Here is a 16,936-nt window from a genome sequence, read left to right on the forward strand (position 1 = left end):
GCGCCAAAATCGGCGAGGATGGTGGTGGCGGCGGGACCGGCGATATAGCTGGCAAGATCAACGACCCTGAGGCCTGAGAAGATGTTGTCGGATTCGCCCATGGCGTATGACTCTCATGCGACAGGAATCAATAAAGGCAAAAACCCATCGCGCTGGCCTTACCTGTGGCGGCGTCCAGCGGGCGATTTGCCGTGGTGTCAACGACTGTGCGTAGCTACCCACGCGAACGGTAGTTAGCCGCTCGCCATTTCGAAGAAATTTTAGGACTGAGTCGATCAGAAGGATTGCCCATTCCGGGATGGGCTTGTTTATTCGCGTTGGCGATCAGCTAACTTCACTCACCTGTGGGGCGAAATCGTTGATTGCAGGCTCGCGACTGACGGAACTTTTCTGGCCTTTCGCCCAGCGGGCATGGCCAGCCCGACCCGCCCGCCAAGCACCAGGACTAACCCCTATCTTGGCGGAAAACATCCGCGTGAAGTGGCATTGATCAGCGAAGCCCGTCGATAGGGCGACATCAGCCAGCGAGAGGTCGGGATCCCTCATCAATTTTATTGCCAGCTCAAGACGCTTCGTCATGAACCACTGATGTGGAGTGGCTCCCGTGTTTCGCTTGAATCCTCGTGCCAAATAGCTAAGAGATAGGCCGCAATTGTCAGCCAGCTCAGCAAGGCTGATGCCGTCGCACAGATGTTCTGCAATAAGTTCTTTTACTCGCTTCTCTTGCCATGGAGCCAAGCCGTATTGCGGTGCAGGCTTGACCTGCCGCGCACCACCATAGGTCCGGACCAAATGGCTTCGCATGGCCAGCAGCATATGATCGACAAATGTCTGATTGACATGGTTCCCGGCGTGTAACGAGGGGATCAGGCAGTTCGCCAAATGGCGTATCACGGGGTCATCAATGAATTCGCCAGATCTATAGCGCAAGGCGCGCACTTCCAATCCCAACTCGTTCCCGGCCTCGGACAACGCTCGAAACGGCACGTAGAAATGCACTGAATGAAACGGGTCAGAGCAATACACGATCGGATTGCAGGTGAGATCGAAGAAGCACGTTTTGCCCTTTTCGAACGGGCCGATCGCCACGGACTGGCCGTTGAGCCAGAGCTCGTAGTGTCGCGCACTACGCAATTGAAGGCCGATCAAATACGCCTCTTCGGGAGCGATCGGCGTTGAGAATCCGTAGTTAGTCTCGTCATAGCGCAGTTCGGTCACCGCCAGCAGGCAGCTCCCCACCGTACGCGATATCAGTGTCGGCGGATTCGCCAGACTGAACGCGTGTGCCAGACGACCACCAAACGCACCTCGCTGCATGGCAGGCATTCCGTAGGTATGGCCGCTGACATGGATACATGCCGTCTCAGCTGACCGGCGTTCAAACTAAAACCCGCCCCTCCCGCCTCACTTCTGCGGGTAAACGCCCGACCCATAGGCCCTATAAGGGACTCTGCGGGGTGCTCATAATCTACGCCGACCCCATGTGGACATCCCGTATACAGTGAAGATACGCAGCATCACATAGTACGAGCCTGGTCGGTGGCGCGCTTCATCCAAAGGCCACACTTTTCAATTCATCGGATCATCCGCGTGATCCAGGCAAAGCCAAAACATTCATTGAAGAGGCACAGAACCATCGGCGCTTCAGGCGAGAATAAACGCCCGGAGCGACAGCACACGCGTGAACCGATGCCCGAAGCTGCGAACCGAGCGCAAAGTCCACTCTCGCTAACCATAAATGGTCAATTACCTCTGGGAGACATGCGTTGGACACCTCGAACTCAGAAGCTGCGCCTTTGGACACCCTGATGGGATCGCCTGCGGATCAGGGGAGTGAACAAGGCCTCAGAGTCGCCGTGCTTCTTAGCATGGCGGGTGGATTCCTCGATGCGTTTACCTGGGTGGGTCATGGAGGCGTCTTTGCCAACGCGCAGACTGGTAACGTTGTTCTCTTGGGACTTTCCCTCGCTGCGGGCCATTGGCAAAGGGCGATTCGCCACTTGTTACCTATCGTCGCATTTTTTGGTGGCGTCTTCGTCGCTCACCGCATCAGGTCGCGCGCTTCGAGGACTGATCTCAAAACTGCGGCCATATGGACGCTTGGATTCGAGATCGCCCTTCTCATCGTTGTTGCTTTCTTGCCGCCAACATTTCCAAGCGACCCTGTCATCATCGGCATCGCCTTCGTCGCCGCTTTGCAGACTGCGAGTTTCAACAAAGTTGAAGGCCTTCCATACAGCTCGGTCATGACGACTGGCAATCTGCGTCGGAGCGCCGAGTCCCTGTTTGATGGGTTGCTCGGATCGCGTAATCTATTCGCGCTGCGTCAATCGCGAATCTTCGGAACTATCTGTGCAACGTTTTGCCTCGGGGCACTTATCGGTGGATTCCTCACCTCACGCCTTGGCAACCGAGCACTCGTCTTCGTGGTTATCACCCTTCTTGTTGTGTATACGATGTGTCGGCCAAGGCGACTACAAGGAGGAAGCGAAGAGGCGTAGGGTATATCGACCCCTTGCGGCATTCCATTCGGATAGGTCTGCGCGCCACCCCAATGAATGGTTAGCTAGACTTTTCTGACAGGCCTGGTCGACGCCCCTCCTTGGGCAGCAATTCATTAGAGAGTCATGAAGCCCCACAGATTCGGTGATATCGCCGCGTTCGTCGCAGTAGTGAAAGCAGGCAGCCTCACCGCAGCCGCGACCTCACTCGGACTTACGCGCTCTGCAGTCGGCAAGAGCATCATGCGCCTAGAGACTCAACTGGGCGTGCGCCTGCTTAACCGCACCACACGTAGGCTTAGCCTCACCGACGAGGGTGAGGTCGTCTACGAAAGATGGCGTCAAATCATGGAAGAGCTGGAAGACGTGGATGCCGCCATAGCTCTACGTCACAGCAAGCCAACCGGTACCCTCAAATTGGTGACGCCACCGTCTTTTGGCCAGCGGCACATGTTGCCGGTTCTAAATGCCTACCTCGAACAATGGCCAGAGCTGAGGGCGGAGCTGTGGTTCACTGACCGCTTCGTGGATTTGGTAGAGGAAGGCTTCGACGTTGCAATTTGCATTGGGGAGCCTAAGCACGACTCTCTGTTCCTGACGCGTACCGTGGCTTGGCAGCAGTTCATCGTTTGCGCCTCCCCGGGCTACCTGGCCAAGCGCGGATCTCCTCAGGCTCCAAGCGATTTGGCCAACCACGACACGATCATGTACCTCAGCGCAGGGCAACCGCGTGCGTGGTTCCTCCAAGCCTACGACAAACCACATGTTTACGATGGCCCCGGGCGCTTGAACATCGATAGTTCAGAGGTTGTGCGCGAATCGGCCCTGGCAGGGTTCGGCCTGGCTCACATTGCAAATTATGTTGTTTGCGATGATTTGCGCACCGGGTCCCTGGTTGAAGTATTGCACGCCTATCGCCCGCCACCCGACCCAATTCGATTGGTCTACCCGAGCAAAAAGCACCTCGCACTTCGCACTCGGGCTTTTGTCGACCTATTGGTGCAGCGCTGGCAGGCGGGCGCGCCGTGGGAGTTGGGGCACAAATCGGGCAGTTGAGTCTGCGCTACTTGAGGTCCGGCGACCGATGGCTCGTGTGTAGTCACTCAAGATTGGGGACTATCAGGACCGTCTGAAGGTCACTTGCTACGGTTTATCATCGCCGGGAAATCAACAACACTAGCGCCTCGCAAATCCCCTAGTACCAGAACAATGATTGCCTCCGTTCCGGCCATGCTTCACATGCCGCCAGCTTATATTGCAACTCCCTCCTTCGCTCCGCATCCCATCACCCTCGGCTCGAGCAGATGCTCCGGCCATGTGCGCCCGGCACTGGATTTGACCCGCCACCGGAGACCCACTCTGGGTGGCTGGTCTAAAGCGCGCATGGTCTTGTATTGATCGCCATCGGTATAGAGCGCCATAACTAAGACCAAGCGAGCCGGGGACACGCAACGCATGTTCAACGGCCGACAGTAGATCTTTGAGCCGGCGATCTGCTTCTCCCATCATGCTCTTTCGACTCGCACCTTGTTCGCTGGGCGTCATCGCCATCGCCATCGCGCGCCCCATCCGTGACCAATTTATCCGACCAGGCATGCTCTCTGACTTCGTCCATTTAGCGTTGACGGGTTGGTGCCTGGACTGTCATCCGATGGTTGTTATTGCGATCAATTGAAACACGGTATCGACAAGCAACGCGGCGGCAATGCCCAACCCATCAATACCCAAGTGAGATAGCTCTATCATGAATCCTATTCCTCGCCCTCCTCTTCTTCTTGCATGCGCGCTGACGTTGACCACCATGTTGGCGGGTTGCCATGCGACGGTAGATGCCCAATGGGCGACTACCGACGACACGGTCTATCACTGGGAAAGAGCAGTGCCGAAGCTTCCCATTGAGGTTCGAGGCCAGCTTCCAGATGCTTCAAATGAACAGATCACGCACGCTATTCCCAACGCTATTTCGGCGCAGCCGTTGAAGATCGCGGGAAGTAGCCATGCGTCCAATGATCCATCTGCACGCCTTGTTGTGGAAGTAGGCAATGGCCCATCGCCTCATGACAACGCTTACTGCACCAGGCAAGACGAACATCAAACAAGCGCAGGCCAAGCAGGTCCTGTTGCACTTACCGTTACGCTCTGTGACGGCGCACGCCTGGTGGCATCGTCACGCTCACCACTCAAACCAAGTGGGACTACCGTCGCTGATCTCTCTCGACAGGTTGATCGCCTAAAGAACCTCACGCTTATCGGGATCGCAAGAAGCCCGGCTCAGTACACCAACATTCAGGGCTAAAGCGAACGGAGCGGAGATGTGCGGACACGGCGAATCGCCACGGCCCGCCCACCTCTATTACTTCGCAGCGCGTGCATGGTTTACGCGGAGTGGTGTCTGGACCATTGAGAAACCAGCAAAAGAGCACGCGCGGGATCAATGTGTCCGACGATTGGCGTGACCCAATTTCACGACTCACTGGCCCAGCCCCTTTGCCGCCCCAACGACGCTTGAAAGATGGATCACGGCAGGCGTGTTCGAGCACGGCGTTTTTTAGGTGGGATTTGCGCCCCACGGACAGGTGCGCGCGACATAAGTTCGACCCATGATCGCATCGGACCAGAGTCAATGGCGCGGGAGCTAGCACCGCCGGTCCGTCCGTTAGACAAGGAAGTCGTACCTGGCGATTCCCAATCGCGAAGCTTCCAAAGTCCAAGAGTTTGATATTGTCGATAAGCACATTACAGCCAGCATTAGGCAGCCAAGTTAAAGTCTTCAATCGAGGACAATAGCAACCCCGTGCACAATGTCTCCAATATCATGCTGTGGCTATACAGCAGAGATCAGACGTAATACGCCCCGCCAACGATGAACTCTCCACTGCGGGCAATTCGTTGCCTCTCACCGAACCGGTTGACGCAAGGTTGAAGAAGTCCGCCAGTATCAGGCAATTCACCAACGAGATCTTCGGCAGGGACGTGATAACTCTTCGCGCTGGCAATGTGAATTGTTGCAAGTTGACAATCACGACTAACTCAAAAATGGAAGTAATGAGCGATTGCTTCTTGCTCGACATGTTCACGCAAATGAAGCGGCAGTAGGTCCATGACAGTAGCTCCTACCGAACTGCCCGCGAAGCGATCCTTGGGGTGGATTGCCGACCTCTTTATCGGCGAGCGTCAGGCTTGGATCTTCGTGTTCAAGTGCCTATTGGCGTTCTACGTCACCGCCTGGCTGGCAATGCTATTTCAGCTGTCACAGCCGTCGACAGCGATGGTCACCGTGGGCATCGTGATGCACCCGCACAGCGGCATGGTGCTCGCCAAGAGCTTCTATCGCACCATGGGCACCTTGGCGGGAAGCTTGTGCGCTCTGCTGTTATTAACGGCATTTCCACAGCAGCGCGAGCTCTTTCTTTTTGCACTCGCGTTGTGGGTAGCGGGATGTGCAGGCGGCGCGATGACGTACCGTAACTTCAAGTCTTACGGTTTCGTCTTGTCCGGCTATACAGCTGCCATCGTGGCGCTCCCAGCCATAAACAATCCCTACAATGTGTTTAATCTGGCGACTATGCGCGTGAGCGAGGTCATGCTTGGCATTGTGGTCGCAGGTGTGATCAGCGACGTGGTGCTTCCAGAACGACTGCGCGATGTATTGCGCCGCAGCGCGCGCGAGCACTATGAGCACTTCATTGCATTTGCCAGCGGCAGCCTCGGTGGCACTATTCCCCGCTCGCAGATGGCGCAGGCACACCTGCGCTTCGTACGCGCAGCGGTGCAGATCGAGGACCTGCGCTCCTCGGTAATCTTCGAAAATCCAGAAGCGCGCGCACGCAGTAGCCGCATGCAGCTGCTCAATCTACGATACATGGCAGCCGCCACCACTTTTCAGTCACTTCATCACCTCATTAACCGATTACAACGCAATAGCCATCCGCGTACGGCTTCCGCGCTCATCAAGTTGTACGGGCCGGTGGGAGATGCGCTATCTCCACTTCCGTCGGAACTTGCTGCACCAAGGGTCCTGGCTATCAACCTCGAGGTATGTGGGGCGAATCTCCCGATTCGGGCGGCGGAGCTGCGCGAAGAGTTGCGGCAGGATCCGGATTTGCTCTTGGAATTCGACAGCGGTGTGACGCTGGTCTATCGCTTCGTCAGCGAGCTGCGCGACCTTGCAGCGCTGGAAGCGACGCTTCGCGAAACCCAGGGGCGCCTTCACGGAAGCGTGGAGCGAGTGCATTTCAAGCGCGCCAACGACTATGTAGCGCCATTGATCACTGTGCTCCGCGGCTTCCTCGCAATGGCCACGTTGAGCGTGTTCTGGATTGAGACGAGCTGGCCGGTCGGCCCCGGCGCCCTTCTGACAGCTTCCTTCTTCTGCGGTCTATTGGCCAGCCTGCCTTCGCCGGTGTTGGCCGCCATCAATACCGGGATAGGTTATGCACTCGGTATGACCGCTGCCTTTGTCGCGGAGTTCTGTCTGATGCCGGGAAGCGATGGCTTCGTCATGCTGATCCTGGCCACCGCGCCGCTGCTGGCAATCGGCCCTTACCTCCTCACGCGAAGCGCGACCCTGCCGGGCATCGGCACGGGCTACCTGATGGGATTTGCAGGTATTCTGGCGCTAAAAAATCCGATGATGTACAGCCCGGAGCGCTTCCTTAACGACGCCATCGCCTCGCTGTACGGCGTGATGAGTTGTGGCGTGGCATTCATGGTTATTCCCACAGTCATCGGCACGCCGTGGTTGCACCGCCGACAGCTGCAGAAACTGCGCCGACAAGTAACGTTCGTTGCCACCGCGCCGTTGGCCGGCCTGGTCTACCAGTTCGAGAGCGCCAATCGTGATCTGTTCCACCAGGTCGTGCAATTCACCAAACCTGGCAGTGAAGAATCGCGCAGCCTGCTGGCGTGGGGGCTGGCCGTGCATGATTGCGGGCGCGCGGTAATCGAGCTGCGCCAGGACATGCAGCACACGGACCTGCCGCCGCCGGTGCTGGAAGCCATGCAGCAGGCCGTGCGGACACTGGCACTCCTGTACGACGAGCCAAGCACCAGCCGCTGGCAACAGGCGGATCAGGCGGTTGATCACGCCATTACGTTGACCACCCAGACATTGCCGCAGGTGCGTGCGAGTTGCGAGCCGGCCCTGGCTCACCTGCTGCAGTTGCGTGCTGCGTTGCGCGATGATGAATCCGCGCTCGCCCCCTACATAGTCAAGGCACCGGAGATCTCCCATGCCCCGTGAAATCGCGCTCGCCGATGCGCTGGTACCCGGCCTCTTGCTGGTCTACGTCGGCTGCCTGCTGGTGCTCTGGGGGATCGACACCATCGTCGGGCGCTACGGCTTGTACCGCTATGTCTGGCATCCGTCGCTGTTTCGCGTTGCCCTGTTCTTCTGCCTGTTCGGTGCCGCCGGACTGTTGTTGTATCCCTGAGTCCTGATATGAAGATCCAGCCCCAGCCCTTGCTCCGTTTCGCCATCACTGCCGTGATCGTCATCCTGGCGCTGCTGCTTGGTCGCGCCCTGTGGGACCACTACCTGTACTCGCCATGGACGCGCGATGGCCGTGTGCGTGCCGAAGTGGTGCGTATTGCGCCGGATGTTTCCGGGCTGGTCACCCGGGTGGCCGTGCTGGACAACCAGGAAGTGAAGAAGGGTGACGTGTTGTTTGAAGTCGACCCGGAGCGCTTCCATATCGCCCTGGCGGAGGCCGAGGCCAACCTTGCCGCCGCCAAGGCCAGCGCCCGTGCGGCCGGTGCCAAGATCGACGCCGTGCTGGCCAGCGCCGCCGCACGCAAGGCCGAGTACGACATGCGCCAGGACCAGGCAAAACGCCGAGAGGACCTGGCTGATGTCGTGCCGAAAGAGGAGCGCACTGACGCCAAGTCAGCTGCCAATACCGCGATGGCCATCTGGCAGCAGGCGCAGGCCAGCGGTCATCAGGCTGATGCCGCGCGCGAGCAGGCCGAGGCATCGGTGGTGCAGGCGCAGGTGGTGGTGGATCGCGCCAAGCTTGATCTGCAACGGACCGAGGTGCGCGCGCCGGTGGACGGTTATGTCACCAACCTCGATGTGCGTGTGGGCGATTACGCCGCCACCGGCAGCCCGCGCCTGGCGCTGATCGATCGCCACAGCTATTACATCTATGGCTACTTCGAGGAAACCAAGTTGCCGCAAGTGCGCGTGGGCGACCCGGTGGACATCCGCCTGATGAGCGGCGGTGTTCATCTCAAGGGTCGCATCACCGGCATCGCGCGTGGCATCACCGATCGCGACAACCCCACCGGCCGGGATCTGCTGGCCGACGTAAACCCCACCTTCAACTGGGTGCGGCTGGCGCAGCGCGTGCCGGTGCGCATCGCGGTTGACGAAGCCAGCGTGCCGAAGGACGTGGTGCTGGCTGCGGGGATGACCGCGAGCGTGGATGTGCAGCGACGCCCGCACGGACGCCGTCGGCAGGTTTCGGATCTCGGGTCGGAAAGCGGCTAACTTCACCATTTCGCGCCAGCTGCGGATTCCGGTCGAGTTGAGCGCCCAATCCGGTGGACGCTATACAAGGTGCTGGTGCTGGCTACGGGGCTGGTCGTCGCCGATGCCCGAGAAGGCGATGAGCCGCCATGTCGTGCAATGCACCGCATCATCACGATAGTTCGCCTCCGGGGCATTTCGTCGCAACCTTTGAGTGGGACACATAAGGCATAATCCTTGGACCCTGGTCCAGGGTTTGGAATTCGGAAGTGACTTGATCCACAGGCGCGCCAAATCGCATCGGGTTGTCGCCTGGCTAGCCCTGCTGGCCATGGGGCTGATGCTGTTTGCGCCGCTGGTTTCCAGGGCTCTGGAATCAGCTTCCGCCATGCCGGCCATGAGCATGGCCGACTGCATGGACATGCCGGGCATGGCGCCCAACCAGGCTGATCATGCGTCCGGCAAACACCATCAGGAAGCGGCGCGTGATCCCGCATCACCTTCCACCGACGCTTGCGGCTACTGCTCGCTGTTGTTCCATAGTCCCGCACTGGCAGTAACGGTGCCTGTTCTGCCGGTGGCGCTTCCGCTCACCGCCGCCGCGTTGCAGGTCAGGATATTCCGTATCCCGGCCCTGCGTTTGCCGGCCAGGCGTTCCCGCGGGCCACCCCTGGCCTGATCTCTCTGCTCGGCGACAGACGGCCATCGTGGCATCGCGGTAATCCGCGTTTGCTTGACGGCTTGCCATGTCTGTCTCTAACCGTTCGCTCAGGGCCGACCCCGCTCGCGGCAAGACGTCGCCGCGTCGAGCATGGGTCACGCCCTGCCGGCGTGCCCGAAGGCGACCACCTTCAAGGTGGCCGTTACCGCTTTAGAGATCACAAACCCATGTTCAAGACCACGATCGGCGCGTCCAGCGCGCGCCCTTGGATCGTATTCACGCTTTTCGCGACGCCGCTGCTCTCAACGCTCGCTCCATTGCACGCAGAAGACACGCATGCGCTTGGCAGCGTGCAAGATCAGCCCGTCACCCGTTCCGCTTCCAAGGAAGATGCCACGCCTGTTGCGAAAGAGCCGTTGCATGCAGCGACCTTGCCTGCGGTCAAGGTGACCGGCATCACGCACTTCACGGCGCTCGATGCCGACTCGGCCACACGCACGGACACGCCCTTAATCGACGTGCCGCAGTCGGTCCAGGTGATTCCCCGTTCGCTGATTGAGGAGCAGGATCGCCAGACGCTGGGCGACGCCCTCGTCAACGTCTCCGGTGTCACCCCGACCCGCGCGGACGAAATCCTGTTCATTCCGCCGATCGTGCGTGGCTTCCCCGCCGAGGTCTATCTGGATGGCCTGCCGATCTTTGCCGGCAACCAACAGGCATACGACCCGGACAGCCTGGTGGGCGTCGAGCGGATCGAGGTACTCAAGGGCCCTAGCGCCACGCTCTATGGCGGCGGCCTGGGTACGCCGCTTGGCGGCCTCATCAATGTCGAATCCGAGCGGCCGAACGACACGCTGGGCGGCTATCTGGCCATGCGTGCCGGCAGCTTCTCGACCTGGAACCCCTCCGGCGACATCAATGTGCCGTTGGCGCAGGGCGTCACCGCGAGAATCGCGGCCGACTATCAAAGCAACGACAGCTGGATCGACAAGGTGCACGGCAAGCGCTCGTCGGTGCAACCCAGTGTTTTGTTCAAAATCGACGATGCCACCGATCTGCTCCTGCAGGGCCAGTTCAATCACCGCAGCAACCTCGAATACTCGGGCCTACCCGCGGACGAGGCGCTGGCGGGGTCACTGGATCGCCATGCCTTTCCCGGCTCGCCGATCGACCAGCCCCTGACCACGAACGACAACCGCATGGGCACGGCCACATTGCGCCATGCCTTTTCGGACCAGGTAAAATTGACGGTCACCGGTCGTTATTACCGCAGCCATGTCGATGAAAGCGGAAGCTTTGTCTACCCGGGCCTGGTCCCGTCCGATTCGGTTCCGCCGATCTATGACGTCTTTCCGATCACGATGGTCACCCGCACCAAGGAGGCGACCTTGGATGCCAATCTGGCCGCCAAGGTCGACATGCTCGGTGGCACGCATGAACTTCTGGGCGGCGTCAACTACGACCGCACCAACTTCTACAGCGGCATGGGGTTGTTTGTCAGCGACAGTCCCTCGGGCACGATCAACCTGGCCGATCCGACCTACGATCTGAGTTATACGGCGCAGACCCCAGTCAATTCCTTCGAGAATGACCGCTACGAGACCACTGCGGCGTATGTGCAGGATCAAGCCACCTACGGTGCGCTGCATCTCACCGGTGGCTTGCGCCTGACCTCGCTGACGTTTCTGGAAAACAGCAATATCGGCGTGGCCAACGATTCCACCTATACCCATGTTTCGCCGCGCATCGGCGCAACGTTTGACCTCACGCGTGGCGTGGCCCTTTACGCAGGGTATGCCACTGCCTTTCGCGCACCCTTCGGGTTCATGGGGCTGCAGGTGCCAAAGCCGGAAACCTCCAGCAATGTCGAGGGCGGCATCAAACTGGGGCTTGCTGACAGTGGCATCTCGGGCACGGTGGCGGTGTTTCGCCAGACCCATGACAACGTCGCCACTCCCGATCCGAGCAACGTGGGCTTTTACATCCAGAGCGGACGGCAACGGGCAAGCGGTGTGGAGGCGGATATGGTGTGGGAGCCGACGCCGGCGTTCTCGCTGCTTGCCAACTATGCCTACACGGACACGCGCGACGATGGTGTAGCGCCCGGCGACACGCTTGCGCGCGTGCCCAAAAGCAGCGGACGCATCGCCGCACGCTATCGGCTGCTGCAAGGGGCGGCGAAAGGGCTGTCGTTCGGCATGGGCATCACGGCCTTCAGTTCGCGCGAGCTGACCTTGCCCAACACTATCGCCGTGCCCGGCTACGGCGTGATCGACGCCCAGGCGGCCTATGAGATGGGACGGTTCACTCTCGGTCTCTCCGTGGTCAATCTCACTGGGCGTCGGGCGTGGGATCCGTACTCGTACATGGGCTACCCGGTCGTGGCGCCCAATCAGCCGCGCTCGGCCTATGTCACGCTCAAGGTTGGGATCTGACGATGAAGACATGCATGAAGCACGTCGCTGCCATCGCAACCCTTGGCGTGGCCGCCGCGTTTGGCTCGGCGGCGATGGCCCAGACCGCAAGCGATGATGGGACCATCATTCCGCTCTATGCGAAGGGTCAGGTCACCTCGCTCGGCGTCCCGGAAACGCGGGAAAAGCTGGGCGAGACGGGTGAAACCATGATCTTCAACGTCAGCGATCCCACGCTGGCTTTGTTTCGTCCCGCCAGCGGGCACGCCAATGGCACGGCCGTGATCATCGCCCCCGGGGGCGGCTTTGTCGGCCTTGGCTATGACGACGGCGGAACGGCCATTGCTCATAGATTGGCGGAGCGTGGCGTGACCGCGCTGGTGCTCAAATACCGCACGATACGCAGCCCGAACACCGCAATGCACATGCCCGATGTCCACATCAAGGAAATGGACACGATCATGGCCCGCGCAAAGAGTGGCTTGCCCGTGGAAGTGCCCACCTTTGCGGGTGAAGAGCATGCGGTGGAGGACGGCGCGCGTGCCATGACGATCGTGCGCAGCCATGCAAAGGAATGGGGTGTCGATCCCCAGCGTGTCGGTTTTATCGGCTTCTCTGCGGGAGCGTTTCTCGCCGCCGACCTGGCGATAGGCGACAAGGCGACCCGACCCGACTTCGTGGGTCTGTTCTACGGCGGATTGCGCACGCCCGTTCCTGCCGATGCGTCACCGGCCTTCATCGCCGCTGCCGCGGACGACGAATATCTGCCCAACGACAGCCTGCAACTCTTCTCTGCCTGGAGAAAGGCAGGCGCGCCTGCCGAGCTGCACATTTACGAGCACGGTGGCCACGGGTTCACCCTCAAGCCGAAGGGCACGACGAGTGATCACTGGATCGACGAGCTGCTCTGGTGGATGCAATCGCGTGGCCTGCTGGGATCGGAGAACCATCTTCCGCCCTGCGCGGGCAGCTGCGGTGCATAGACGCCAGCCCAAGTATCCGGGTTGACGTCGACTCACGTCGCCTTATGGAGCCCCATCATGCATCCCATGGTCCGTTGCCTTGCGCCGAACGCACCGGCGCACGTTTCGTCCCGGAGACACTCATGACGCCCCGCGAATCCCCGAGCACGCGGCGACGCGACGCGTATCGCGTGCTCTGGCGCTGGCATTTCTACGCCGGCGTGTTCTGCCTACCGTTTGTTCTCTGGCTGGCTTGTACCGGGCTGGTATATCTGTTCAAGCCGCAAGTGGAGCCCTGGCTGGAACGCGCCTATGCGCATGTCGCTGATGCCCCCGCGCAGCCTGTCTCCGCTCAGGTGCGGGCTGCGCTCGCGGCCGTGCCCGGTACGGTGCTCAACGCCTATGAAGTGCCCGCCTCACCGCATGCAGCGGCACGCATTCTGCTTGGCCGGGGCGGCGACGTCACACGCGTCTACCTAAATCCCTCCAGTCTGCGGGTGCTGCATGTGGTTCGCGAGAACGATCGATTCATGCGGGTGATTTTCTACCTGCATGGCGAACTCATGTTGGGAACGGCCGGTTCCATGCTGGTGGAGTTGGCAGCCTCATGGACCATCCTGCTTCTGCTCACCGGCCTGTACTTGTGGTGGCCGCGAGGCCGGCGCATCGGTGGCGTGCTCTACCCGCGCCTGGGTGAAAAAGGACGCGTGTTCTGGCGGGACCTGCATGCGGTGACCGGCGTGTGGGTGTCGCTGTTCGCGCTGTTTCTACTGGTGTCCGGCCTGCCATGGGCCAAGTCATGGGGCGGCCTGTTGCGTGACGCACGCCAGTCATGGGCGCACGCCACGGCCGTGCAGGACTGGACGATCGGCAGCGCCGACGAACGCAAGCGCATCGCCGAAGCGAACACGCCGCCGGATGAGCACGCCATGCACGGCAACATGGATGGCATGCATGGCATGGCCCATCACGCGATGCCGGCGAATGTCGACTACACGGTGCTGGATCGCGTATTGCCCGCGGTGATGGCCGAGCGATTGGCTCCGCCCGTGCTGATTGCGCCACCCTCGGCCAAGCGTCCCGCCTGGACGGCCCGCTCGGATGCGGACAACCGGCCGCTGCGCGCAGATCTCACCCTGGACCCCGTGCATGGAACGGTCACCCGGCGCGTCGACTTTGCACAGCGCCCCCTGCTTGATCGCCTGATCGGATACGGCGTGGCCGTGCACGAAGGCGCCCTGTTCCCACCCCTTAACCAAATACTCAGCGCCTTCACAGCCGTGGGCCTGATCACCATGGTCACCAGCGCCACAGTGCTGTGGTGGCGTCGTCGCCCCGCGGGAACCTTGGGCGCGCCGGCAACGCAGCATGCGTCTCGATATGCCCCGGCCTTCGTGGTGATGCTGTGCTTGCTCGGTCTGCTGCTGCCGCTGCTGGGCGCATCGATGCTGCTGGTGCTGGCCATCGAGCGCCTGTGGTTGCGTCGTCTGCCGCGCGCGCGTCATTTCCTTGGGCTCACTCATCACGTCAGTGAGGCGCATGAACACTAACGGGAGAAAGCATGCATGAAGAGTCGCTATGTCTATATCGCGATGTGCCTGTTTGCGGCCGCAACCCAAGCGGTTGCCAGCTCCGCCGACAATGTTCACATCACAAAGGCCTGGATTCGGCTGCTGCCGGGTCAGCTTCCCGCAGGCGCTTATGCCGATCTCGCCAATGATGGCGATCAACCGGCGGTGCTGCGCGATGTGAGCTCCGTGCAATTTGGCAGCAGCATGCTGCACCAGAGCAGTAGCGAGGGCGGCATGAGCCGCATGGCCATGGTCGATGAACTCACGCTGCCCGCGCATGGCCACGTCGCCATGGCGCCGGGAGGTTATCACTTGATGCTCGAGGCACCGAAAGGCCCGCTATCCGTCGGCGATCGGGTGCCGTTGAAATTCCAGTTTGCCGACGGCAGCACCACGACCGTGAACTTTGTGGTTCGCCCGGCTTACGCCATGGGCCCCGACTGATCACCCGGAGACTCAGCATGCATGACTTGCCAGCCATCTATCTGTTCACCCGCGCCTGGGCTGCGATCTTCATCGTCGTCCTGATGTTCGTTGCCGTGCAGTACAGGTTGCGGACATCAGACATCCGCCATGCTTTTACGCTTCTGGACTAGGAATTAACCGTAGTGACTTCGTTGTTTCTCACCGGCTGCATGCGCCGGCTATGCTGGCTACTCGCCCTGTCACTGCTGCCCTGGTCAGCCTCTGCCGATGGGGCTGGGACATGGACCGCATCGTGGATCACGTCGCTGCAATCCATCCCTCGCGGCGACGCGTTGCCACCGCTCTATCGTGCGCCGGACGTAGCGGGGCGAACCGTACGCCAGATCGTCGTGCCCACGCTTGCTGGCGAGTCGGTGCGGCTTCACCTCAGCAACCGATATGCTGACACCACGCTCGACGTGGAAAGCATGCGCATCGCACCCGCACGCGGCATGGGCGCGGCGACGCGTGGGCCCGGTGCCGGGGTGACCTTCGGCGGGCACGCGCGCCTGCAACTGCCGCCGGGCGGGGAAGCCGATAGTGATCCCATCCCGCTGAAGCTGCTGGCACATAAGCCGTATGCCATCAGCATGTTCATGGGCCGCGCTCAGAAACTGCAGGCGTGGCATCGCGTGGCAAGCCAGACGAGTTTTGTTTCCGCGCCAGGCGACCATGTCCAGGATGTGTCCGCGGATGCGTTCAAGGGGCGTTTTACCCAATTCGCGTGGATTACCTCGCTGGCGGTCGCGCGCGCACCGGCGGGATCCGTACTCGCCATCGGCGACTCGATTACCGATGGCATGCGCTCCACGCTTGACAGCAACCGGCGCTGGCCGGATGTGCTCTCCGGGCGACTGGCCGGCAACGACGACGCCCCTGCGGTGCTCAACGCCGGCATCAGCGGCAATCGCCTGCTGTCTGACTCGCCCTGCTATGGCGAGCGCATGCTTACGCGTTTCGAACGTGAACTGGACAGCCAACCCGGCGTGCATACAGCCATCGTGCTGATCGGCATCAACGACATCAATTTCGCCGTGATGCCCGTGCGCAAGGGGCTCGATTGCGACGCCCCGCACACGCTGGTCAGTGCGCAAGACCTCATCGCCGGCTATCGCAGGCTGATCGACATCGCGCATCGACATCACGTGCGCGTACTGATGGGCACCCTCACGCCTGCCGGGCTGCCAAACGAGCGCGAGTCACTGCGGCTGAACGTCAACCAATGGATTCGCACCCAGCGCGAGGCCGACGGCGTCGTGGATTTCGACGCGGCTGTGCGCGACCCGGCGAAACTCCAAAACCTGCGCACCGCCTACGACAGCGGCGATCACGTGCATCCCAGCGATGCCGGCTATGCCGCCATGGCGCAAGCCGTGTCACTGCAGCAGCTCACCCATTCCACCGCTTCCGCTTCGGCACGCTGACGCGCGCCCCCACTTTTGACAGCCGTACCCATGACCACTCGACGATCCTTCCTTTGCCCCCCCCGCCGCAGCCTGCATGCCTTGCTGTTGTGCAGCTTTGCCGGCCTCGCTGGCAGCGCCTTTGCCGCCGACCGCGTCATCGTCCTCGACTCGGCCGAGGCACAACTGACGCTGATCGATCAGGCCACGCACAAAGTGGTGGACACCTTGCCCACCGGCAAGGAGCCGCACCACCTAATGATCACGCCCGATCATGAGTCGCTGATCGTGGCGAACTCCGTCTCCAACAGCCTGATGTTCATCGATCCGCGCACCGGGCAGTTGCAGCGCCGCATGGAAGGCGTGGATGACCCGTATCAACTGGGTTTTTCGCCGGATCACCGCTGGTTCGTGACGGCGGCCCTGCGCCTGAACCGCGTGGACATCTATCGGTACGACGGCCACAACATGACCGTGGCCAAGCGCATACCCA

16 protein-coding genes are annotated in these 16,936 nt (G+C 60.9%); 14 read left to right on the plus strand and 2 right to left on the minus strand.

Annotated elements, in window-relative coordinates:
* Positions 1 to 101, minus strand: a 101-nt coding sequence (locus VFG49_RS19220) for a CoA transferase (protein ID WP_414649056.1), incomplete at its 3' end; no start/stop codon positions are given.
* A gap of 223 nt (positions 102 to 324) precedes the next feature.
* On the minus strand, positions 325 to 1,317 hold the full coding sequence (locus VFG49_RS04575) for an AraC family transcriptional regulator (RefSeq protein WP_324858331.1): 993 nt from the start codon (positions 1,315 to 1,317) through the stop codon (positions 325 to 327).
* 449 nt (positions 1,318 to 1,766) lie between these two features.
* Here VFG49_RS04575 and VFG49_RS04580 point away from each other — a divergent pair, with 449 nt between their 5' ends.
* From VFG49_RS04580 to VFG49_RS04645, 14 genes are all read left to right on the plus strand, one after another.
* Positions 1,767 to 2,501: a YoaK family protein gene (locus VFG49_RS04580; protein ID WP_324858332.1), complete on the plus strand. Its 735-nt coding sequence runs from the start codon at positions 1,767 to 1,769 to the stop codon at positions 2,499 to 2,501.
* A 126-nt stretch (positions 2,502 to 2,627) separates the two neighbouring features.
* Entirely contained in the window at positions 2,628 to 3,557 is a 930-nt protein-coding gene (locus tag VFG49_RS04585) for a LysR family transcriptional regulator (protein ID WP_324858333.1), read from the plus strand.
* A gap of 688 nt (positions 3,558 to 4,245) precedes the next feature.
* A complete protein-coding gene (locus tag VFG49_RS04590) occupies positions 4,246 to 4,797 on the plus strand; it encodes a hypothetical protein (protein WP_324858334.1) in 552 nt (183 codons plus the stop codon).
* An 804-nt stretch (positions 4,798 to 5,601) separates the two neighbouring features.
* Entirely contained in the window at positions 5,602 to 7,743 is a 2,142-nt protein-coding gene (locus VFG49_RS04595) for an FUSC family protein (protein WP_324858335.1), read from the plus strand.
* Positions 7,733 to 7,933: a DUF1656 domain-containing protein gene (locus tag VFG49_RS04600; protein WP_324858336.1), complete on the plus strand. Its 201-nt coding sequence runs from the start codon at positions 7,733 to 7,735 to the stop codon at positions 7,931 to 7,933. Before VFG49_RS04595 ends, VFG49_RS04600 begins: the two co-directional genes overlap by 11 nt.
* Positions 7,934 to 7,941: 8 nt before the next feature.
* Positions 7,942 to 8,988, plus strand: a complete 1,047-nt coding sequence (locus VFG49_RS04605; protein ID WP_324858337.1) for an HlyD family secretion protein — start codon at positions 7,942 to 7,944, stop codon at positions 8,986 to 8,988.
* Positions 8,989 to 9,241: 253 nt separating this feature from the next.
* Positions 9,242 to 9,646 carry a DUF2946 domain-containing protein gene (locus VFG49_RS04610; RefSeq protein ID WP_324858338.1) on the plus strand — a complete coding sequence of 135 codons (405 nt, stop codon included), beginning with the start codon at positions 9,242 to 9,244 and terminating at the stop codon, positions 9,644 to 9,646.
* Positions 9,647 to 9,855: 209 nt separating this feature from the next.
* Positions 9,856 to 12,063 (plus strand): TonB-dependent siderophore receptor, encoded by a 2,208-nt coding sequence (locus tag VFG49_RS04615; protein ID WP_324858339.1) that lies wholly within the window; start codon positions 9,856 to 9,858, stop codon positions 12,061 to 12,063.
* Positions 12,064 to 12,077: 14 nt separating this feature from the next.
* A complete protein-coding gene (locus VFG49_RS04620; RefSeq protein WP_324858340.1) occupies positions 12,078 to 13,025 on the plus strand; it encodes an alpha/beta hydrolase in 948 nt (315 codons plus the stop codon).
* A 122-nt stretch (positions 13,026 to 13,147) separates the two neighbouring features.
* A complete protein-coding gene (locus VFG49_RS04625) occupies positions 13,148 to 14,554 on the plus strand; it encodes a PepSY domain-containing protein (RefSeq protein ID WP_324858341.1) in 1,407 nt (468 codons plus the stop codon).
* Positions 14,555 to 14,569: 15 nt separating this feature from the next.
* Positions 14,570 to 15,019, plus strand: a complete 450-nt coding sequence (locus VFG49_RS04630) for a copper chaperone PCu(A)C (protein ID WP_324858342.1) — start codon at positions 14,570 to 14,572, stop codon at positions 15,017 to 15,019.
* A 17-nt stretch (positions 15,020 to 15,036) separates the two neighbouring features.
* Positions 15,037 to 15,171, plus strand: a complete 135-nt coding sequence (locus VFG49_RS04635; protein ID WP_324858343.1) for a hypothetical protein — start codon at positions 15,037 to 15,039, stop codon at positions 15,169 to 15,171.
* Between the two features lie 12 nt (positions 15,172 to 15,183).
* Entirely contained in the window at positions 15,184 to 16,464 is a 1,281-nt protein-coding gene (locus VFG49_RS04640) for an SGNH/GDSL hydrolase family protein (protein ID WP_324858344.1), read from the plus strand.
* Positions 16,465 to 16,494: 30 nt separating this feature from the next.
* The coding region (locus tag VFG49_RS04645) for a hypothetical protein (protein ID WP_324858345.1) at positions 16,495 to 16,936 on the plus strand (442 nt) is incomplete at its 3' end.

The sequence above is a fragment of the Dyella sp. genome (assembly GCF_035685885.1).
Taxonomy (GTDB): domain Bacteria; phylum Pseudomonadota; class Gammaproteobacteria; order Xanthomonadales; family Rhodanobacteraceae; genus Dyella.